Here is a 21,053-nt window from a genome sequence, read left to right as displayed (position 1 = left end):
CGCAGTGACCAGGTGTGGGTCCAAGACTCACTCCTGCTCACTGAATAGGAACGGTTCCGCGGCACCACCACCCATTCGAGAGAAAGGGCAAGGCCATGGGAGATCACAAGAAGGACGAGCCGCAGGGTCCCCCGCAAGGGCCCCCGGACAACACGGACGGGCAGTCCCCCACCATCGGTGGAGGAGACTCCGGGTCGCACCGTAAGGACAAGTAGTTGACCGACAGGTTCAGCACCCTCCGTCGGCGGCTTGCTCAATCGCTGGCGGAGCGGGGGCTCTTCTACGATCCCTGGATTCGTGCCGCGTTCGGGAGAGTTCAGCGGCACTGGTTCGTACCCGAGACCGTATGGACACAGCGCGAGGGGCGGTGGCGGCCGGTCAGCCGGAACGACGATCCTCAACTGTGGGGCGAGCTCGTCTACCACCCTACCGAGCCGCTGGTCACCCAGGTGGATGACGGGGAGGTTGCCGACGACGGGAGTGGGCTCACCGCCACGAGTTCGATCAGCTCGGTCGGCGCGGTGCTGAACATGCTTCGGTCGCTGGATCCCCGGCCCACCGACCGTGTTCTCGAGATCGGTACGGGCACGGGCTACAACACGGCTCTGCTGTGTGAGCGCGTCGGCGACAGGAATGTGGTTTCCGTTGAAGTCGACCGGGCGCTGACTCTCCACGCCGGAAACCGTCTTCGGGCAGCCGGGTATCTGCCTGAGACCATCCACGGTGACGGGGAACTCGGGGTACCGGATCACGGCCCGTACTCGCGGCTGATCTCCACGGCGTCGGTCCGCCGCGTACCGGCGGCCTGGTTCGGCCAGCTGACCGGGGACGGCGAGCTGGTCGTTCCCTGGCTTCCGAATGATCGGGGTCTTGGGCTGATGTGGCTTCGCAAGAAAAGCGATCGGCGTCTTGAGGGGTGGTTTCACGGCCTTGAGAACTTCATGGTCGTGCGCGGACAGCGCCAGGACCGGCTCGATGTCCCCGCCTTGTGGGAAAGCACTCGGGAGAGGGCAGAGGCGGTCCGGGCCCCATTGGACATGTCCGACGTGGACCATCATGGCGAGTTCGCACTGGCTGTCGCCTTGCCCGGCGTCACCTGTGTCCGGCAGTCCGGCAAGGGATGGTTCATCGTCACCGAGGACCGTGAATCCTGGGTGATGGTCACCGAGAACGGGACGGTCGAGTTCGGGCCACGTGATCTCGTGTCTGATGTCCTTGCGGCCCTGGAGTGGTGGCGCGACCGAGGCAGGCCCAGGTACCACGACTTCGGAGTGACGGTCACTCTCGACGGTGACCGAACGCATCACCTGGTATGGCACAACACGGCGGAAGACCCCGTTCCGACGTACTGAGCCAGGGAAGTCCTAGGACCGGCCGAAACCCCCTCCGTCCTTGGGCTGAAATCCGCTGCCCGGCCTGTAACTTCACTGTCATGAACTGCTTACATGGGGTGATCGCAGCAGTCTCCGAAGGCAGGTCATATGCCCATCGAGCTGAACCACACCATCGTCCGCAGTCGTGACAAGCACGCCTCTGCCAAGTTCCTGGCGGACATCCTCGGCCTGGAAGTCGGGGCCCCCATGGGCCCGTTCGTTCCCGTGGCCACCGACAATGGCGTGACCCTGGATTTCGCCGGCCCCGACCATGGTGAAGTGACCATGGAGCACTATGCGTTCCTGGTGTCCGAGAAGGATTTTGACGCCATCTTCCAACGGATCCAGGACGCCGGGATCACCTATTACCCCGCTCCCGCCCTCGACCGCCCGGGCGAGATCAACCACCATGACGGCGGGCGCGGGACGTATTTCCGGGATCCGAACGGGCATGTGCTGGAGATCCTCACCCGGCCCTATGGGAGCGGTGCGCGGTAGCTTGCCGGGGCGTGATTCACGGATCGGTGCGGGTGCCGGGCCAGGCCTCGAGCTCGGAGCGGATCCGGCGGTCCATCGCCAGCGCGACCTCGGCGTCCACCACGGTCTTCGCTATCGGCCGCAGCTTGTCCAGCACCCTGCCGACCCGGTCGATCTCCTCCGGCGGCAGCGGCTCGCCCGCTGCCGCCCGGCCCAGGACGTCGGCCAGCACATGGGTGCGCACCAGCGTGGTGAAGGTTTCGGCCAGGGCGTCCGCATGCTCGCGGACCCGGCGGCCGGCGGCGAGCACGGCCGAGAGGGGTACGCCGTGGCGCACCAGGTCGGTCGAGGCGTCCAGCAGCCGGCGGCTGACCAGGACGACCTCGTCGCCGTCGACGGCGAGATAGCCGATGTCGAGCGAGTCGGCTAGGTTCTCCGGGGTGACCTCGTCGGCGAAGTACGCGGCGAGTTCCTCGGGGGTGAGGCGGACGGGCGTCTCCTCGGACCACGGGGCGGCCAGCGCGCCGCTCAGGCCCAGCAGTTCGGCCATGCCCCGCCCGCGCTCGAAGGCGGCCATCAGCTCGGCGATGCCGCCCAGGGTGTGGCCCCGCTCCAGCAGCGCGGCGATGGTCCGCAGCCGGGCCAGGTGATGGCCGTTGTACCAGGCGATGCGGCCCTCCCGGCGCGGTGGCGGAATGAGTTTGCGCTCGCGGTAGAAGCGGAGCGTACGCACGGTGATGCCGGCCTCGGCGGCCAGCTCCGTCAGCCGGTACTCGCGCTGCCCGTACTCGCGCTTCCCGCCGGGCGGTGTCTCGGAGTTGCTCACCCGGGCAGGGTATGCAACTTCCCTGCGTCCGGCCCCTGTCGTCCGGCCGGTCCCTGCCCTACGCTCCCACCGTGCCAGTAATCACTGGCGCGGTTGCTGGACGATCCGGGAGGCAACGGCATGACCGTGCACATGCGGGTGGCGGTGATCGGGGCCGGGCTCGGCGGGCTGGGTGCGGGCATCCGGCTGCGCCGTGCGGGCATCACCGACTTCGTCATCCTGGAGCGCGCCGACGCCGTCGGCGGCACCTGGCGGGACAACACCTATCCCGGCTGCGCCTGCGATGTGCCGTCCCACCTCTACTCGTTCTCCTTCGCACCCAATCCCGAGTGGCCGCGCAACTTCTCCGGACAGCCGCACATCCGGGCCTATCTGGAGCGCGTCACCGACACCTTCGGCCTCCGGCCGCATCTGCGCCTCGGCCATGAGGTGCGGCAACTGCGCTGGAACGGCGAGGAGTTGCACTGGGAGGTGCAGACCTCGCAGGGCAGCCTGACGGCCGATGTGGTGGTGTCCGCGACCGGACCGCTGGCCGACCCCAAGATCCCGGATGTCCCGGGCATCGAGGGCTTCCCCGGCAAGGTCTTCCACTCGGCCCGCTGGGACCACGGATACGAACTGTGCGGCAAGCGCGTCGCCATGATCGGGACGGGTGCCTCGGCCATCCAGATCGTGCCCGCCATCCAGCCGGAGGTCGCCCGGCTCAGCCTCTTCCAGCGCACCCCGCCCTGGGTGGTCCCCCGCGCCGACCGTCCCATCACCGCCGCCGAGCGGTGGCTGCACACCAGGCTGCCCGCCACCCGGGCGATGCGCCGCGGACTGCTCTGGGGAATCAGGGAGTTGCAGGTCGGCGCCTTCGCCAAGCGGCCTGACGAGATGCGGCTGGTGGAGCGGCTCGCCGTCGCCCATCTGCACAGGGCCGTCAAGGACCCCGGGCTGCGGGCGGCGCTCACCCCCGGCTACCGGATCGGCTGCAAGCGCATCCTGCTGTCCAACGACTACTATCCGGCGCTCACCCGGCCCAATGCGGACCTGGTGCCATCCGGTCTCGCCGAGGTGCGCGGATCCACGCTGATCGCCGCCGACGGCACCCGGGCCGAGGCCGATGCCATCGTCTTCGGCACCGGGTTCCAGGTCACCGACCTGCCGATCGCCCGGCGGATCACCGGAGCGGCGGGCACCACCCTCGCCGAGGAGTGGAAGGACGGCATGGCCGCGCTGCGGGGCACCAGCGCCGCCGGGTTCCCCAACTTCCTCACCGTCATCGGCCCCAACACCGGTCTGGGGAACAGCTCGATGATCCTGATCGTCGAGTCCCAGCTGAACTATCTGGTGGATTTCATGCGGCAGTTGGATGTGCTGGGCGGCAAAGCGGCGCTGGACGCCCGCCCCTCGGCGGTGCGCGACTGGAACCGGATGCTCCAGGCGCGCCTGGCACGTTCGGTCTGGAACACCGGCAACTGCCACAGCTGGTACCTGGACTCCCAGGGGCGCAACACCGTGGTCTGGCCGGGCACCACCGCCGAGTTCCGCAGGGCCACCCGCCGGGTAGACCTCGCCGAGTACGAGGTGCTGCGGATCCGGCGCACCGCCAGGGCGAAGGAGGCGGTCCGATGAGCCGTCGGTTCGCGCTGGACGGACAGGTCGCCGTGGTCACCGGGGCGGCGCGCGGGGTGGGCGAGGCGCTCGCCCGCAGGTTGGCCGCGCGCGGGGCGCGGCTGGCGCTGGTGGGGCTGGAGCCGGATGAACTGCGCCGGGTCGCCGGGTCGTTGCGCTCCGAGTCCGGGTACTGGCAGGCCGATGTGACCGACCATGAGGCGATGGCCCGGGTGGCCCGGGAGGTCAAGGCGCGGTTCGGCAAGGTGGACATCGTGGTGGCCAACGCCGGAGTGGCCGCCGGCGGTCCGCTGGAGGACTCCGATCCCGCCGCCTGGCGGCGGGTCATCGAGGTCAACCTGATCGGCAGTGCCGTCACCGGCCGCGCCTTCCTGCCCGTACTCGCCGAGAGCCGGGGCTATCTGCTGCAGATCGCCTCGCTCGCCTCGCTCGCCCCGGCGCCGATGATGACCGCGTACTGCGCGTCCAAGGCGGGCGTCGAGGCGTATGCACACAGCCTGCGCGCCGAGGTCGGCCACCGGGGGGTGCGGGTCGGGGTCGCCTATCTCAGCTGGACCGACACCGACATGGTGCGCGGCGCCGACGAGAACCCGGTGATGCGGGAGTTGCGGGCGCGGCTGCCCTGGCCCGCCAACCGCACCTATCCGCTGGGCCCCGCCGCCGACCGGCTGGTGGCGGGCATCGAGCGCCGCTCCGCGCATGTGTACGGGCAGGGGTGGCTGCGCGGGCTGCAGGGCGTACGCGGCCTGCTGCCCGGCGTCCTCGCCCTGGGCGGACAGCGCGAGATGAGCCGCCTCGCACCGCGGGTGACGGGTCTGCGGGCGGGGCTGGTGGGCGCGGGCGGAGCGGCGGACGAGCGGGCGCGCACGGAGCGTAACTGATCGAAATGCGGTGTTCGTTCCGGCGTGTGAGGCTGGTCGCGGCCCGATTCCCGATCTCCCTTTAGGAGCGAACCCCCATGGGCATCAAGGACGAGATGCAAGACAAGGCCCGGCAGGCCAGGCAGAAGGCACAGGAAGCCAAGCAGCAGGCGCAGCAGCGGGGACAGCAGGCGCAGGACAAGCTGCGGGAGGAACAGGGTCGTCAGCGGTCCTTCGACGACATCCAGGACGAGATCGACGAGCAGTGATCCCACCTCCCCCCGAGGGGCGCGTTCGCCTTGTGCGGCGCGCCCTTTGGGGTGTCCCGGGCGCAGGCACCCCTACCGCGGCGGCAGCCGCGGCCGGCGGCGGTCCGGGACGGCCGAGTAGTCCGGGGGAGTTGCGGCGCCGTGCCGCTCCAGCAGGTCGAGCGCCAGCCGCACCGCGTCGTCCAGCTGCTTGTGGCGGCCCTCCGCCCAGTCCAGCGGGGTGCGGTCGATCTCGATGTCGGGTTCCACGCCGTGGTTCTCCACGCCCCAGCCATAGGCGTCGAACCAGGCCGCGTTCATCGGTACGGTGATCGAGGTGCCGTCGCCCAGCTGGTGGCGGCCGGTCATGCCGATCACCCCGCCCCAGGTGCGCAGGCCGACCACCGGGCCGATGCCCTGGAGCTTGAAGGCCGCGGTGATCATGTCGCCGTCGGAGGAGGTCATTTCGTCGGCGATGGCGACGACCGGGCCGCGCGGGGCGTTGCTCGCATAGGACACCGGCTGGGCGCCGCGGGTGAGATCCCAGCCGACGATCGTCCGGGTCAGCTTCTCGACCACCAGCTCGCTGATGTTGCCGCCCGCGTTGCCCCGTACGTCGACGATCAGCGCGGGCCGGGACATCTCCATCCGCAGATCCCGGTTGAACTGGGCCCACCCCGAGCCGCCCATGTCGGGGATGTGCAGATAGCCGCACTTGCCACCGCTCAACTCCCGTACCACCGCCCGGCGTTTGGCCACCCAGTCCTGGTAGCGCAGCGGCCGCTCGTCCACCAGCGGCACCACGGCCACCCGGCGCGGCGGGCCGTCGCCCTCGGGCGGGCGGAAGGTCAGCTCGACGGTCGTCCCGCCCGCCGCCGACAGCAGGGGGTACGGCCCGGTGACCGGGTCCACCGGGCGGCCGTCGACATGGGTGAGCGCGGCGCCCTCCCGGATGCCCGAACCGGCCAGTGGTGAACGGGCCTTGGAGTCGGAGGAGTCGCCGGGCAGGATGCGCCGCACCGTCCAGGAGCCGTCCTTGCGGTGGATCAGGTTCGCCCCGAGCAGCCCGATGGCGCGCTGGTAGTGCGGCGGGCCCTCGTTGCGGCGCGCGGCGGTGACATAGGCGTGCGAGGTGCCCAGTTCGCCGAGGACCTCGCGCAGCAGATCGGCGAAGTCGTCGGGGGAGGCGGCCCGTTCGACCAGGGGGCGGTACTGCTCCAGCACCGCGTCCCAGTCGATGCCGCACATGCCCGGTTCCCAGAAGTAGGCGCGGACGATGCGGCCCGCCTCGGCATAGGCCTGCCGCCACTCGGCGGCCGGGTCCACCTCGTGCAGGATGCGCCGCATGTCGATGAAGACGGTGGAGTCGGAGTCGGCGGCTTCGGTCGCGGGCACGGCCCGCAGCTCGCCCTCGTCGTTGACGACCAGCCGGGTGCCGTCGCCGCTGACCACGAACCAGTCCAGGGAGCCGGTGAGTTCGGTGCGCTTGGCCTTGCACAGGTCGAAGTACTCCAGGGTGGGCCGTCCGGAGGTGTCGGCCGGATTGGCGAAGGTCTCGCCCAGCGCCCCGGAGATCGGCCAGCGCAGCCAGACCAGACCGCCGCCGTGCACGGGGTGGAGGTGGGAGTACTTGGAAGCGGCCACCGGGAAGGGCGTCACCCGGCTCTCCAGCCCCTCCACCTCCACCATCACCGACCCGTCCGCCGCACCGTCACCGTCCCCGTCCAGGTCGAGGCCGCCACCCGGCGGGCGGCCCTCGGTGGTCAGCGCGAACGGCGAGGGGGTGGCCGAGGACAGCGGCACCAGATACGGGCGGCAGCCGAGCGGGAACGACAGGTCGCCGGTGTGCACGTCATAGACCGGGTCGAAGCCGCGCCAGGAGAGGAAGGCGAGATAGCGGCCGTCGCGGGTGAAGACCGGCTGCTCGTCCTCGAAGCGGCCGTTGGTGACATCCACGATCAGCCGGTCCATGAGCCGGGCGATCTTGATCTGGCGCAGCGAGCGGCCGATGCCGGGGTGGGACCAGGTCAGCCAGGCCGAGTCGGGGGAGAAGGCCAGGTCCCGTACCGGGCCGTTGGCCGACTGGATGAGCTCGCTGACGCCGCCGTCGCCCTCCGGGGAGGTGTCCACCAGCAGCAGCCGTCCGTCGTGCGCGGCGACCGCCAGCCGCTCGCCGTCGGGCGAGGCGAGCGTCTCGTGCACCCGGCCGATCCGGCCCGCCGCCAGCCGGCGCGGTGCGGACGGGCCGGTGGCGCGCGGCAGTTGGGCGATCTCGACGGCGTCCTCGCCCTCCGCGTCGGTGACATAGGCGACCCGGCCGGTGGAGCCCAGCATCTCGGGCAGCCGGACCCGCACCCCCGGGGTGTCGGCGATCGCCCGGGCCGGGCCGTCGCGGTGGGTCAGCCAGTAGAGGCTGCCGCGCACCTGGACGGCGCTGGCCCGGCCGGTGCCGTCCACCGAGAGCGACTCCACATGGTGCGCGGCCTGCACCTGGTACGGGCGGCGTCCGGCGCGCGGCCCGCCGAGCCGTACGTCCAGCCTGCGCGGGGTGCCGTCCGGGCCGAAGTCGTCGACCAGCCACAGCCGGCCCGCGCACTGGTAGACGACCCGGGTGCCGTCGGTGGCCGCGTGCCGGGCGTAGAAGTCCTGGTGGTCGGTGTGGCGGCGCAGATCGGAGCTGTCCGGCAGGCAGGAGTAGAGGTTGGCGACGCCCTCGTGGTCGGAGAGGAAGGCGATCCGGTCGCCGACGAACATCACCGAGTCCAGATGGCCGTTCAGATCCGGCACCAGCCGGGTGTCCCGGAGCCACAACCGCCCGGTGGCCCCGCCCCGGTAGCGCTTCCAGGCGGCGGGCTCATGCGGCGGCTTTCCGGCCAGCAGCAGCGCCTGGCCGGGCGCGTCCCCGGTGCCGCGCATCGCGATGTCGGCCACCGGGCCCCAGGGCAGCCGCCCACCGGGGCTGCCGTCGGTGGGCAGCCGGTAGGCCCAGGAGAAGTAGGAGAAGGGCTGGCCGTGCGAGGAGACGGCGAGGATGTCGCTGTGGCCCTCGTGGTCCGGCGGGGTCCAGCCGCAGACCCGGGCGTCGCTGCTGCCCCAGTAGGTCAGCCGGCGGGCCGGTCCGCCGGCCACCGGGGCGAGATGGATCTCCGGGTCCAGGCTGCGCCAGCTGGTGAAGGCGATGTGCCGGCCGTCGGGCGAGAAACGGGGATGACCCAGGCGGGTCCGGTCGACGGTCAGCCGCCAGGCCCGCCCGGCGGAGGGGGCCGCCGACGCCAGCCAGAGATCGTCTTCGGCGATGAAGCAGAGCAGATCGCCGTGCAGATGCGGGAACCGGAGATAGGCATCGGTCACCAAACCATCGTTTCGGGCCCGGGAACCCCCGGCAACTCGGTCCGTGATGGAGAACACCATCGAAACGGCTCGGTTTCGTTCCGGGCGGGCTTACCCTCGTACTGTACGAAGTGCTGTACGAAACCGTTTCGTTCGATTGGCTCCGAGTTCGATGGGCTCCGAGGGGAGGCGTGGCATGCTGCCGGAAACACCCAAGCCGTCGGTGCGCCGCACCCGGCTCACCCCCGAACGGGAGGGCGAGCTCTATGCGGCGGTCCTCGCGCTGTTGCGCGAGGTCGGCTATGAGGCCCTGACGATGGACGCCGTGGCGGCTCGTACCCGCTCCAGCAAGGCCACCCTCTACCGCCAGTGGAAGGGCAAGCCCGAGCTGGTCGTCAGCGCCCTGCGGCACAACAAGCCGCTGAGCCTGGAGGACATCGACACCGGCACGGTGCGCGGTGATCTGCTGGCGATGGCGGCCCACACGGACGAGGCCGAGATGGAGCGGGACGCGGCCCTGATGCGAGGGCTGGGGCATGCGATCCACGCCAACCCGGACCTCCATCGGGCCCTCAGGGAGCTGCTGATCGAACCCGAGAAGGCCGCGCTCGACAGGATGCTGTTGCGCGCGGTCGAGCGGGGCGAGGTCTCCCGGGACAGCCCGGCGCTCGAATATGTCGCGCATATGATGCTCGGCGCCTTCGTCGCCCGGCCAATGATCGAGGACCGCTCCGCGGACCGTGACTACCTGGCCCGTTATATCGACGCCGTGATCCTCCCCGCACTCGGCCTATAACCCCCCGCAACCCCCCATAACTCCCACCTGACGCGCCGCTCTCGTCGTCGGGCTGGTTCCCCACCGCCAGAAAACGCTTCATTTCCGATCCGACGGGAGCAGAACGCCTCGTGGCCACCTTCCTCTATAAAGTCGGCAGGCTTGCCTTCCGGCGCCGCTGGTATGTCGCCCTGATATGGGTGGTACTGCTGGGGCTCGCCGGTACGGGCGCCGCCACCGCGTCCAAGTCCACCAACGACAGCTTCTCCATCCCGGGCACCGAGGCGCAGCACGCCTTCGACCTGCTGGCCGAGCGTTACCCGGGCCAGAAGGCGGATGCCGCCTCCGCGCGGATCGTCTTCCAGGCCACCGATGGCAAGAAGATCACCTCCGCGAAGAACAAGGCCGCCGTCGACCGGGCCGTCGCCGAGCTGACCGGCCCCCAGGTGGCCGCGGCCCCCAACCCGTACGTGGCGAAGACCATCAGCGGGAACGGTTCCACGGCCTACACCCAGGTCCTCTACAAGGTGAAGTCGACCGACCTCACGGACGCCTCGCGGGACAAGCTCACCGAGGTGCAGAAGCACGGGCGGGAAGCCGGGCTGAAGGTCGAGATGGGCGGCAGCGCCCTGCAGCAGATGCCGGAGACCGGGTCCACCGAGATCATCGGCATCGTGGTGTCGGCGCTCGTTCTGCTGATCACCTTCAGTTCGCTGGTGGCCGCCGGGCTGCCGCTGCTGACCGCGATCATCGGCGTGGGCATCGGCGTCTCCTCGATCGCCGCGCTGGCCTCCACGCTGGGGCTGTCCGGCAACACCTCGACGCTCGCTATGATGATCGGCCTGGCGGTCGGCATCGACTATGCGCTGTTCATCGTCTCCCGCTACCGGGCCGAGCTGGCCGAGGGCCGTGAGCGCGAGGAAGCGGCCGGACGAGCGGTCGGCACCGCGGGTTCCGCGGTGGTCTTCGCCGGGCTCACCGTTGTCATCGCGCTGGTCGGCCTCGCGGTCGTCAACATCCCGATGCTGACCAAGATGGGTGTGGCCGCCGCCGGTACGGTCGTCATCGCGGTGCTCATCGCGCTCACCCTGATCCCGGCGCTGCTGGGCTTCGCGGGGCGCCAGGTGCTGGCCCGCAAGGTCCGCAAGGCGCCCGAGGGCGCGGCGTCGGCCGGCGGGAAGCCCAATATGGGCACCCGCTGGGCCCGCTTCGTACTGCGCAGGCCGCTGGTGGTGCTGCTGATCGGCGTGGCCGGCCTGGGCGCGCTCGCCGCGCCCGCCGCCTCGCTGCAGCTGGGGCTGCCCGACGATGGCTCGCAGCCGGTCAAGACCACCCAGCGCAAGGCCTACGACCTGATATCCGAGGGCTTCGGCCCGGGCTACAACGGCCCGCTGATGGTGGTCGTCGACGCGGGCGCCGGGGCGGGCGCCGGGAAGGACGTCAAGGGCGCCACCCAGACCGTCGCCAAGACCGTCGGCGGGCTGGGCGACGTCGCCGCGGTCACCCCCGCCAAGTTCAACAAGGCGGGCGACACCGCCCTGTTCAATGTGGTGCCCAAGTCCAAGCCGAGCGGCAGCAAGACCGAGGACCTGGTCCACGAGATCCGCGACAAGGGCAGCTCGGCCGGCGCGAAGGCCGGCGCCACGGTGCTGGTCACCGGCACGACGGCGATGAACATCGACGTCTCGCAGAAGCTGAACGACGCGCTGCTGCCGTATCTGGCGCTGGTGGTGGGCCTGGCGTTCCTGCTGCTGATCGTGGTCTTCCGCTCGGTGCTGGTGCCGCTCAAGGCGGCGCTCGGCTTCCTGCTGTCGGTGGTCGCCGCCCTGGGCGCGGTCGTCGCGGTCTTCCAGTGGGGCTGGCTGAGCTCGCTCTTCGGGGTCGAGGAGACCGGGCCGATCATGAGCATGATGCCGATCTTCATGGTGGGCGTCGTGTTCGGCCTCGCGATGGACTACGAGGTGTTCCTGGTGACCCGGATGCGAGAGGCGTTCGTCCACGGGGAGCGGCCCGGCGAGGCGATCGTGACCGGCTTCCGGCACGGTGCGCGGGTCGTCACCGCCGCGGCGGTCATCATGATCAGCGTCTTCGCCGGGTTCATCGGCTCCTCGGAATCGATGATCAAGATGATCGGTTTCGGCCTGGCGATCGCGGTCTTCTTCGACGCGTTCATCGTCCGGATGGCGATCGTGCCGGCGGTGCTGGCGCTGCTGGGGAAGGCGGCCTGGTGGCTGCCGTCCTGGCTGGAGCGGGTGCTGCCGAATGTGGACGTCGAGGGCGAGAAGCTGGCCGTCCCGGCGCAGCGGGCGGACCGCGACGCGGACCCCGATCCGGATGCGGATCCCCGGCTGACCCGCGTCTGACCCGTTTCTGATTCGCTTCTGATCCTCTTCCGACGCACAGGGGCGTGCCCGCCGGTGGGTGGGCACGCCCCTGTGCGTCGTCGCAGTTGAAAACGTCACAAACCACCTTCGCAGGGAACCGCACACCCGCGAACACGCGTTTTCCTTAGTCCACGGGACGTGCACCCGCGGACGCGATCGGGGGCGCGTGCGAAGGAAAGGGCTCCGCGTTGAACCTGCTCGATCTGCTCCTCATGCTGGTCGTCATCGGCTACGCCGTATCCGGCTACCGCCGTGGCCTGGTCGCGAGCGTCGTACTGCTCGCGGGGTTCCTCGGCGGTGCCGTACTCGGTGTCTGGGCGCTGCCCCTGGTCATCAAGCACTTCGAGAGCGGTTCCACGACCGCCGCCGTGGTCGCGGTCGTGGTCGTCCTGGTGCCCGCCGCCATCGGGCACGCCCTCGCCGCGCGGCTCGCCTGGGGGCTGCGCCGCCGGCTGACCTGGGCGCCCGTCCGCGGTGTGGACGGGGTGGGCGGCGCGGCGGTGAACTCGCTGGCCGTGCTGCTGGTGGCCTGGGTGGCGGCGAGCGTCCTGGTCTCGGCGAACTCCATGGATTCCACCCTGTTCGCCCGGCAGATCAAGGACTCTCGGCTGCTCGGTGCCGTCCAGGACGCCATGCCCGAGCAGGCCCCCGTCTGGTTCAGCCGGGCCACCGACACCCTGGCCGGGGCGGGCTTCCCCCAGGTCTTCAACCCCTTCGAGAACGAGCCCGCCACCAGCGTCGCCAAGCCGTCCGGCGACGCCGTCACCGCCGCCGCGACCCGGGCGGCCCGGTCCAGCGTGGTGAAGGTCGAGGGCATCGCGGACGTGGACGACGGGCGGCGCGGCCAGGAGGGCAGCGGCTTTGTCTACGCCGCCAACCATGTGATGACCAACGCCCATGTGGTCGCCGGGGTGAGCGAGCCGACCGTGCGGGTGGGCGGGGTCGGGCGGCCGCACCGGGCGAAGGTCGTCCTGTTCGACCCGAAGACCGATGTGGCCGTCCTCGACGTCCCCGGCCTGGACGATGTGCCCGTGCTGCCCTTCGACAAGAGCGCCAAGCGCGGTGACCCGGCCGTCGTCGCGGGCTTCCCGGAGAACGGCGGGCTCGATCTGCGCGCCGCCACCGTGGCCAACGAGGTCCGGGCCAAGGGCCAGGACATCTACGGCGACGGGGTCACTACCCGGGCCGTCTACTCGGTGCGTTCCACGGTCCGGCCGGGCAACTCGGGCGGCCCGCTGCTGACGCCCTCCGGCCGGGTCTACGGCGTGGTCTTCGCCCGCTCAACGGCCAATGCGGAGACGGGCTATGTGCTGACCGCGCGGCAGGTCGCCGCCGACGCGGAGCGCGCGGCGACGGCGACGGCCTCGGTGAGCACGGGGAGCCGGGCTGCGCTTTAGGCTGCTTCAGGGCGTGTCCGGTGCGGGCTCCGGCTCCGCGGCCCGCAGCCCCGCGCTCCACTTCTCCTCGATCCGGCCCAGCCGCCACACCGCCAGCGCCACCAGCCAGGTGACGAAGAACAGGCCGACGATCAGGAAGCCGATGGTGTTGAGGTCCAGGGAGCCGATCCAGTCCCAGAAGGCCCCGTGCAGGCCCAGCTTGTCGGCCAGCAGGCCGAGCAGCTCGACGGTGCCGATGATCAGGGCGACGGCCACCGACAGACCGGTGATGGTGAGGTTGTAGTAGACCTTGCGGACGGGCTTGGAGAACGCCCACCCATAGGCGAAGTTCATGAACGAGCCGTCGATGGTGTCCAGCAGGCTCATGCCCGCGGCGAACAGCACGGGCAGGCACAGGATGGCGTACCACGGCAGGCCGGAGGCGGCCCCGGAACCCGCCAGCACCATCAACGCGATCTCCGTCGCGGTGTCGAAACCCAGGCCGAACAGCAGCCCCAGCGGATACATGTGCCAGGGCTTGGTGATCGAGGCCATCAGCCGCCCGAGGAGGCGGTTCATCAGGCCCCGGCTCTCCAGCTGCTTCTCCAGCTCCTGCTCGTCGAAGCCGCCGGAACGCATCCGCCGGAAGACCTTCCAGATGCCCGCCAGCACCACCAGGTTCATGGCGGCGATGAGATAGAGGAACGCACCGGAGACCGTGGTGCCGATCAGGCCGGTGACGTCATGGAGCCGGGAGTTGTCGTCGCTCACCGGCCCGGCCAGGGCCTTGATGCCCAGCGAGAGCAGGAAGGCCAGCCCGAAGACGATGCTGGAGTGGCCCAGGGAGAACCAGAAGCCGACGGACAGCGGCCGCTGCCCCTGATGCATCAGCTTGCGGGTGGTGTTGTCGATCGCCGCGATGTGGTCGGCGTCGAAGGCATGGCGCATCCCGAGGGTGTAGGCGGTGACGCCCATGCCGATGCCAAAGGCCTTGGTGCCCACCGTGTAGTGCTCGGGGGCGACGATCACCACCAGGGTGAACCAGCCGATCACATGGAGGGCGAGGATGAACGCCGCCATGCCGCCGAGGCGGGCCCACTCCTGCCGGGTGATCGACGGGCGTATGCGCCGGGAGCGCGCGCCGGGGGTGCCGGTCGGGGAGGTCGGGTCGGTGCCGGTGCTGGTGCCGGTGCTGGCCATGATGCGTGCCGCTCTCTTGTGGTCGTACATGCCGGCCCACCACTCCAGTGCCCCGGATGCGTAATTGCAATCAATGTGCAGTAAAGCCCAGGAACGCCCGATGTGGTGCGGGCGGGTGCGCCGCGGACCCCGGTCCGCGAGCCCCCGGGACCGCGTTGCACCATGGAGGAGGTTTCGGCAGTGATCGGCACGGTGGGAGCGGGCAGCAGTGGTGGACGTCCAGGGCACGGTGGCGGACGGTTTTGAACCGGTCCGGGACGCCTTCGCGGACAACTTCGCGCGACGGGGCGAGCGCGGCGCGGCCGTGGCCGTCTACCGCGACGGCCACCAGGTCGTGGACCTGTGGGGCGGCACCGCGGACTTCGACGGCACCGCGCCCTGGGAGCCGGACACCGCGCAGGTCGTACGGTCCGCCACCAAGGGCGTGGCCGCCGCGGTGCCGCTGCTGCTGCACCAGCGCGGACTGCTCGACCTCGATGCGCCGGTGGGCACCTACTGGCCCGAGTTCAAGGCGGCGGGCAAGGAACGGACGCTGGTCCGCCACCTGTTGTCGCACCGCGCCGGGGTGCCCGTCCTGGACGTCCCGCTCACCCCGGCCGAGGCCACCGACCCGGCGGCCGGCCCGCGCGCCGTCGCCGCCCAGCCGCCCGTCTGGGAACCGGGCACCGCACACGGCTATCACGCACAGACCTACAGCTGGCTGATCGGCGAGCTGGTGCGGCGGGTGACCGGCCGGACGATCGGCCGGTGGCTGGCCGAGGAGCTGGCCGGGCCGCTCGGCCTGGACCTGTGGATCGGACTGCCGGTCACCGAGCGGCACCGGGTGGGACGCATCGGGGACGTCACCCCGCCCGCCGGACCCGCATCGCCGGGCCTGCGCATGCGCCCCAAGCAGTCGGTGTCCGACGCCTACCGGGACCCGGACTCCCTCACCCGGCGCGCCTTCGGCGCGATCGACCCGCAGCCCGACGAGAACGACCCCGCCTACCGGGCCGCCGAACTCCCCGCCTCGGCGGGCATCGCCACCGCGTCCGCACTGGCGCGCTGCTATGCCGCGCTCATCGGCGAAGTGGACGGCGGCCGAAGGCTGTTCGCACCCGCCACCCTCACCCTGGCCCGCACCGAGGAGTCCGCCGGACGCGACCGGATACTGATCGCCAACACCCGCTTCGGCCTGGGCTATATGCTGCACGGCCCGGCCTCGCCCCTGCTCGCCCCGGGCTCCTTCGGACACCCCGGCCGGGGCGGTTCGCTGGGATTCGCCGACCCCGAGTCGGGCATCGCCCTCGGCTATGTGACCAACGGCATGCAGAAGTCCATCACGGCGGACCCCCGGGCGCAGGCGCTGGTCCGGGCACTGGCGAAGTCACTGAGCACGTCCCCTGCCGGGTAGAGCTGACCCCATGAAGCCGAAGGCCCACCGCTTTGACGGCTACGCCGTCCTCATCACCGGCGCCGGCCGGGGCATCGGCGAGGCCACCGCCCGGCGCCTCGCCGCAGAAGGCGCCCGCGTACTCGTCACCGACCTCGACGGCGAACGGGCGGCAACGGCCGCCGAATCGATCCGCGCCGACGGCCTGGCCGCCGAGTCGCTGCCCTGCGACGTCGGCGAACGGGCCGCGGTGGAAGCGGCCGTGGCCCACGCCGTGGCACGCTTCGGCCGCCTCGACATCCTGGTCAACAACGCCCTGTCGTGCCGGCCGGACACCCCGCTCATCGAGGACTACCCGGACCACGACTGGGCCCGCGACCTCGACATCACCCTCGGCGGCGCCTTCCGGTGCATACGAGCGGCCATGCCGCACCTGGCCGCCGCCGACGGCCGTGGATCGGTCGTCAACATCGGCTCGGTCAACGGCGAGCAGGACTTCGGCCACCACGCCTACAGCGCCGCCAAGGCCGGGCTCGCGAGCCTGACCCGCACCCTGGCCGGCCAGTGCGCGGCACGCGGCGTACGGGCCAACCTCATCGCGCCCGGCACCGTCGACACCCCCAACTGGCACGGCCGGGAAGCCTCGTTGCGCCGCGCCGCACCCCACTACCCGCTGGGCCGGGTCGGACGGCCGGAGGACATCGCGGCCGCCGTCGCATTCCTGGCCTCCTCAGACGCGTCCTGGATCACCGGTGTCACCCTGCCCGTGGACGGCGGCATCCTCATCGGCAACGTCGGCCTGCGCCGGGCGCTGCGCGGCGAGTGACGTCCTGGGCGTGTCTCATGGACACGCCCAGGCGTCAACCGGTGTGCAGCATCAGCCCGATGCCGACCACCATCAGCCCCGCGGCGGCGATCCGCGGCGCGCCGAACCGCTCCTTCAGAAAGACCGTGCCGATGGCCGCGCCCACCAGGATGGACGATTCGCGCAGGGCGGCGATCGGGGCGAGCGCGGCGCGCGTCTGGGCCCACAGCACCAGCCCGTACGCGAAGATGGACAGCACCCCGCCCAGCAGTCCGCGCACCGCGAACGGCCGGACGTCGGCGAGGAACCGGCCCCGCCGGACGGCCAGTACCCACAGCGGGATGGGCAGCCCCTCAAGGATCATCAACCAGGCGATATAGCCCAGCGAGGAGCCCGAGTCCCGCACTCCCAGACCGTCCACCACCGAGTACCCGGCGATGGACAGCCCCGTCGCGACGGCGGCGGCGATCGCCGCCCATTGCGGGGCGGCGCCCGAGCCCCGGATGCCCCACAGCGCCAGGCCGACCAGCCCGGCCGAGGCCACCGCGACCCCGGTGAGCTGCCAGCCGTCCGGGAGTTCACCGGCGAAGACGGCCGCGAGGACGGTGACCGCCAGCGGAGCGGTGCCCCGGGCGATCGGATACATCTGGCCGAAGTCGCCGAGCGAGAAGGACCGCATCAGCAGCCCCTGGTAGAGGATGTGCAGCAGCACCGAGGCGAGCAGATACGGCCAGGCCCCGGCGGCGGGCACCGGCGCGAACGGCAGCATGGCCAGCCCGCACAGCGCGCCACCGCCGCCGACCAGGGTGAAGGCGATGGCCTGATCCCGGATGCCATGGGCGATGGCATTCCAACTGGCGTGCGTGACGGCGGCGATCAGGACGGCACAGGCGACCAGTGGGGTCATGATCGGACGCTATCGCGGTGCGCCCCCGGGTGCTGTTGCCTCCGTCTCAGACCCGGATGCCCGTTGGATACCGGATGCCCCTTGGGCCGACGCCTCAGATCCAGGTGTCGAACCACATCCGGTCCCGCCAGGCGTCCATCGGGATGGTCTGGCCCGTATAGATCGGGAAGAAGTAGATGAAGTTCCAGGCGATCAGCAGCACCAGTGCCCCCGCTCCCGCCGCGCCCAGCACCCGCCGGCGTTCCGAGGCCCCCCGTGGGCCCAGGATCGCCCCGATCATCATGGCCACCGCCAGACACAGGAACGGTACGAACACCTCCGCGTAGAAGACGAAGATGGTTCGCTCCTGCCACCTGAACCAGGGCAGATAGCCCGCCGCCACCGCGCACAGGATCGCGCCCGCCCGCCAGTCGCGCCGCAGGGCCCACCGGTAGAGCAGGTACACCAGCGCGAAGCAGGCCGCCCACCACAGCAACGGGGTGCCCAGCGCCAGCACTTCGCGGGCGCACTTCTCGGTGGCCGAGCAGCCGCTCTGGCCGGGTTCCGGTGACTTGTAGAAGAAGGAGACGGGGCGCCCCTGGACCAGCCAGCTCCAGGGATTGGACTGATAGGTGTGCGGAGAGTGGAGGGTGGTGTTGAACTTCCACACCTCGTGCTCGTAATGCCACAGGCTGATCAGCGGGTTGATGATCCCGGCCAGGAAGCCGTCCGGGCTGTGCCCGCCCTCGGTCTCCGCCCAGTGCCGGTAGAAGCCGCTGTGCTGCCACCCGGACGCCTGGCTGTAGGTGCCGCTGTTGGCGAACCAGCCGCTCCAGGAGGCGAGATAGACGCCCAACGCCACCGGCACCGTCGACAGGAAGGCCCATGGCGCATCGCGCCGCAGCATGGCGCGCCAGGGGCGGCGGGCCCCCGCCACCCGGCGCGAGCCGACATCCCACAGGACCATCAGCACGCCGAACGCCGCCAGATAGATCGCACCGTTCCACTTGGTGGCGCAGGCCAGCCCCAGGAACACCCCGGCCGCGATCCGCCAGGGCCGCCACCCCAGCGCCAGCCCGCCGCCGACCGTCGCGTCGGGACGCGCCTCACCCTCCGCCTCCGGCAGCGCCGCCGCCAGCCGGGCCCGGGCCTTGTCCCGGTCCACCAGCACACAGCCGAACGCGGCCAGCACAAAGAACATCAGCACCGAGTCGAGCAGCGCCGTGCGGCTCATGACGAAGTGCAGCCCGTCCACGGTGAGCAGCGCACCCGCCACACAGCCGAGGAGGGTGGAGCGGAACAGCCGCCGCCCGATGCGGCACAGCATCAGCACCGACACCGTGCCGAGCAACGCGACCACAAAGCGCCAGCCGAAGGGGTTCATCCCGAAGAGCTGCTCGCCGATGCCGATGACCCACTTGCCCATCGGCGGGTGCACCACATAGGCGGGGACGTCGGGGACATTGTGGTGGCCGGTGATGATCTGCTCGTTGGAGAGCTTCGACCAGTCGGCCTCATAGCCGTACTTCCACAGCGCCCAGGAGTCCTTGGCGTAGTACGTCTCGTCGAATATCACGTCGTCGGGGCTGCCCAGCCGCCAGAACCGGATCAGTCCCGCGACCAGTGCGACCAGCAGCGGCCCGGCCCAGCCGAGCGAACGTGCCACCAGCCGGGCCGCGTTGGGGCCGAGGCCCAGCACCGTCCACAGCCGGGTGCCGGGCTCGGGATGGGGCGGTACCAACCGCTCGCGTACGCCGGTCCGGGCGGGCGCCGCATAGCCGAAGTGGCGCAGCCTGAGCTGCCACGAGGGCTGCTGCCCCGCTGCCGTCCGGCCCTGCCGGCCTTGCGTCGCGGTGTCACTGGTCACCGCGCCATCGTAGGGAACCGGCCTGTGCGAGTCCCGGGGACCGCGCACGACCCTGCGAGGATGGGGGCGTGACTGGAACGCTCGTACTCGCAGGAACCCCCATCGGCGATGTCGCCGACGCGCCTCCCCGGCTGGCCGCCGAGCTGGCCGCCGCCGAGGTCATCGCCGCGGAGGACACCCGCCGGCTGCGCCGGCTCACCCAGGCGCTGGGGGTGCACACCACGGGCCGGGTGGTCTCCTACTTCGAGGCCAATGAGTCCGCCCGGACGCCCGAGCTGGTGGAGGCGCTGACCGGCGGGTCGCGGGTGCTGCTGGTCACCGACGCGGGGATGCCCTCGGTCTCCGACCCCGGCTACCGGCTGGTCGCCGCGGCCGTGGAGCGCGGGGTCAAGGTCACCGCCGTGCCCGGTCCGTCCGCGGTGCTCACCGCGCTCGCGGTGTCCGGCCTGCCGGTCGACCGGTTCTGCTTCGAGGGCTTTCTGCCGCGCAAGGCGGGGGAGCGGCTGGGGCGGCTGCGCGAGGTCGCGGACGAGCGCCGCACCCTGGTCTACTTCGAGGCCCCGCACCGCCTGGACCACACGCTGGCCGCGATGGCCGAGGTGTTCGGCGCGGACCGCAGGGCGGCCGTGTGCCGGGAGCTGACCAAGACCTATGAGGAGGTCCGGCGAGGCCCGCTGAAGGAGCTCGCGGCCTGGGCCGCGGAGGGCGTGCGCGGCGAGATCACCATCGTGGTGGAGGGCGCCGCCGAGCCCGGCCCGCAGGAGACAGACCCGGCCGAACTGGTGCGCAGGGTGCTAATCCGGGAGGAAGCGGGCGAACGCCGCAAGGAGGCGATCGCCGCGGTGGCGGCGGAGGCCGGTCTGCCCAAGCGGGAGGTGTTCGACGCGGTGGTGGCCGCAAAAAATGCCGGTGGACGTCTTTCGCCATAAAGTAAAGCGGCGGCCTGAAAGGCAAAGATCAGGTCTCGGTCGCAGGGCCTTCGGGCATGAAGCCGTTAAGTTTGCCCCAATTCGCGGACTGGGCTACTGCGTCGGCGCCGGGATGGGCGTTCCCTGGATCTGGGACGTCCAAAGCATCCCGGAACTGGTCCAGCGGACACGTCACAGAGTGTCCGGCGGACAAGAGGAGCTGCCATGAGCGAGACCGCAGGAAACTCGAGCGGTGTCCAGCCCGAGGCCGTGACGCACACGGTGACCGAATCCCGTGCGGCGACGCCTTCGACGGCGCGCGAGACCGCGCATGAGGCATACGCTTTTGCGTGCATGCGGTGCGGGCACGGGTGGGAACAGTCGTACGACATAGAACACCACCTGGACGCCGAGGGCCGGCCGTTTGTCGTCTACTTCGCGGACGGACAGCGAGTGGCCTCCCCGCTCACCCGTCCGACCTGTGAGGCATGCGGTGCACATGTCGTGCGGATCATGCGGCCCGGCCGGGTTTCCCAGGTCGCCGACGCCCTGCATCTCGCCACCCGCACCGCCGTGCCCATCACCGGCACCGCCGGACCGGTCGGCAATGGCGGCTCCGGCGTCGTCGAGGAGCCCCCGCACCCCGATGGCGCGGAACACGATGACGTGGAGCACCCCCACCACCACTGGCACCTCTCGGACCTGCTGCACCCCTTCCAGCACCACCGCAGGTAGCTCTCGGCGGTCCT

The 21,053-nt window shown here is 71.0% G+C and carries 17 protein-coding genes; 12 read left to right on the top strand and 5 right to left on the bottom strand.

What is annotated here, in order from left to right; genetic code table 11:
- Window positions 1-215 precede the first annotated feature (215 nt).
- Together ABCR83_RS07045 and ABCR83_RS07040 are read left to right on the top strand one after the other, a co-directional pair.
- The gene (locus tag ABCR83_RS07045) at window positions 216-1,352 is read left to right on the top strand and encodes an rRNA adenine N-6-methyltransferase family protein (RefSeq protein WP_462693939.1); all 1,137 of its coding nucleotides are present in this window, start codon (window positions 216-218) and stop codon (window positions 1,350-1,352) included.
- Window positions 1,353-1,481: 129 nt separating this feature from the next.
- Complete coding sequence (locus ABCR83_RS07040) at window positions 1,482-1,871, top strand: VOC family protein (protein WP_462693938.1); 390 nt, start codon at window positions 1,482-1,484, stop codon at window positions 1,869-1,871.
- 16 nt (window positions 1,872-1,887) lie between these two features.
- On the opposite strand, the gene ABCR83_RS07035 is transcribed toward ABCR83_RS07040, so the two are convergent.
- Entirely contained in the window at window positions 1,888-2,676 is a 789-nt protein-coding gene (locus ABCR83_RS07035; protein ID WP_462693937.1) for a MerR family transcriptional regulator, read from the bottom strand.
- 120 nt (window positions 2,677-2,796) lie between these two features.
- On the opposite strand from ABCR83_RS07035, the gene ABCR83_RS07030 reads away from it, so the two are divergent.
- The 3 genes from ABCR83_RS07030 to ABCR83_RS07020 all read left to right on the top strand — a co-directional run bounded on the left by ABCR83_RS07030 (window position 2,797) and on the right by ABCR83_RS07020 (window position 5,422).
- Window positions 2,797-4,293, top strand: a complete 1,497-nt coding sequence (locus ABCR83_RS07030; protein WP_462693936.1) for a flavin-containing monooxygenase — start codon at window positions 2,797-2,799, stop codon at window positions 4,291-4,293.
- Window positions 4,290-5,174: an SDR family oxidoreductase gene (locus ABCR83_RS07025; RefSeq protein WP_462693935.1), complete on the top strand. Its 885-nt coding sequence runs from the start codon at window positions 4,290-4,292 to the stop codon at window positions 5,172-5,174. The genes ABCR83_RS07030 and ABCR83_RS07025 overlap by 4 nt, the downstream gene beginning before the upstream one ends.
- A 77-nt stretch (window positions 5,175-5,251) precedes the next feature.
- A complete protein-coding gene (locus ABCR83_RS07020; RefSeq protein ID WP_462693934.1) occupies window positions 5,252-5,422 on the top strand; it encodes a hypothetical protein in 171 nt (56 codons plus the stop codon).
- 72 nt (window positions 5,423-5,494) lie between these two features.
- Here ABCR83_RS07020 and ABCR83_RS07015 read toward each other — a convergent pair whose 3' ends face one another.
- A complete protein-coding gene (locus tag ABCR83_RS07015) occupies window positions 5,495-8,755 on the bottom strand; it encodes a S41 family peptidase (RefSeq protein WP_462693933.1) in 3,261 nt (1,086 codons plus the stop codon).
- 199 nt (window positions 8,756-8,954) lie between these two features.
- On the opposite strand from ABCR83_RS07015, the gene ABCR83_RS07010 reads away from it, so the two are divergent.
- The 3 genes from ABCR83_RS07010 to ABCR83_RS07000 all read left to right on the top strand — a co-directional run bounded on the left by ABCR83_RS07010 (window position 8,955) and on the right by ABCR83_RS07000 (window position 13,287).
- Window positions 8,955-9,527, top strand: coding sequence for a TetR/AcrR family transcriptional regulator (locus ABCR83_RS07010; protein WP_462693954.1), 573 nt, complete (start codon window positions 8,955-8,957; stop codon window positions 9,525-9,527).
- Window positions 9,528-9,637: 110 nt separating this feature from the next.
- Window positions 9,638-11,869 (top strand): MMPL family transporter, encoded by a 2,232-nt coding sequence (locus tag ABCR83_RS07005; RefSeq protein ID WP_462693932.1) that lies wholly within the window; start codon window positions 9,638-9,640, stop codon window positions 11,867-11,869.
- Window positions 11,870-12,078: 209 nt separating this feature from the next.
- The gene (locus tag ABCR83_RS07000; protein WP_462693930.1) at window positions 12,079-13,287 is read left to right on the top strand and encodes a MarP family serine protease; all 1,209 of its coding nucleotides are present in this window, start codon (window positions 12,079-12,081) and stop codon (window positions 13,285-13,287) included.
- A 6-nt stretch (window positions 13,288-13,293) separates the two neighbouring features.
- On the opposite strand, the gene nicT is transcribed toward ABCR83_RS07000, so the two are convergent.
- Window positions 13,294-14,466, bottom strand: a complete 1,173-nt coding sequence (gene nicT, locus ABCR83_RS06995) for a Nickel transporter NicT (RefSeq protein WP_462693953.1) — start codon at window positions 14,464-14,466, stop codon at window positions 13,294-13,296.
- 211 nt (window positions 14,467-14,677) lie between these two features.
- Here nicT and ABCR83_RS06990 point away from each other — a divergent pair, with 211 nt between their 5' ends.
- On the top strand, window positions 14,678-15,859 hold the full coding sequence (locus ABCR83_RS06990; protein ID WP_462693952.1) for a serine hydrolase domain-containing protein: 1,182 nt from the start codon (window positions 14,678-14,680) through the stop codon (window positions 15,857-15,859).
- A gap of 10 nt (window positions 15,860-15,869) precedes the next feature.
- Window positions 15,870-16,664: an SDR family NAD(P)-dependent oxidoreductase gene (locus ABCR83_RS06985; RefSeq protein ID WP_462693928.1), complete on the top strand. Its 795-nt coding sequence runs from the start codon at window positions 15,870-15,872 to the stop codon at window positions 16,662-16,664.
- 34 nt (window positions 16,665-16,698) lie between these two features.
- On the opposite strand, the gene ABCR83_RS06980 is transcribed toward ABCR83_RS06985, so the two are convergent.
- Both ABCR83_RS06980 and ABCR83_RS06975 read right to left on the bottom strand, forming a co-directional pair.
- Entirely contained in the window at window positions 16,699-17,550 is an 852-nt protein-coding gene (locus ABCR83_RS06980) for an EamA family transporter (RefSeq protein ID WP_462693927.1), read from the bottom strand.
- A gap of 94 nt (window positions 17,551-17,644) precedes the next feature.
- A complete protein-coding gene (locus ABCR83_RS06975; protein ID WP_462693926.1) occupies window positions 17,645-19,396 on the bottom strand; it encodes a dolichyl-phosphate-mannose--protein mannosyltransferase in 1,752 nt (583 codons plus the stop codon).
- 68 nt (window positions 19,397-19,464) lie between these two features.
- Between ABCR83_RS06975 and rsmI the strand changes: the two genes are divergently transcribed.
- On the top strand, window positions 19,465-20,325 hold the full coding sequence (gene rsmI / locus ABCR83_RS06970; RefSeq protein ID WP_462693925.1) for a 16S rRNA (cytidine(1402)-2'-O)-methyltransferase: 861 nt from the start codon (window positions 19,465-19,467) through the stop codon (window positions 20,323-20,325).
- Between the two features lie 204 nt (window positions 20,326-20,529).
- On the top strand, window positions 20,530-21,039 hold the full coding sequence (locus ABCR83_RS06965) for a hypothetical protein (protein WP_462693924.1): 510 nt from the start codon (window positions 20,530-20,532) through the stop codon (window positions 21,037-21,039).
- Window positions 21,040-21,053 lie beyond the last annotated feature (14 nt).

The organism is Streptomyces xingningensis (assembly GCF_054957865.1).
Note: the sequence above shows the minus strand (reverse complement) of the source record. Positions and strands in the feature narration are given on the sequence as shown.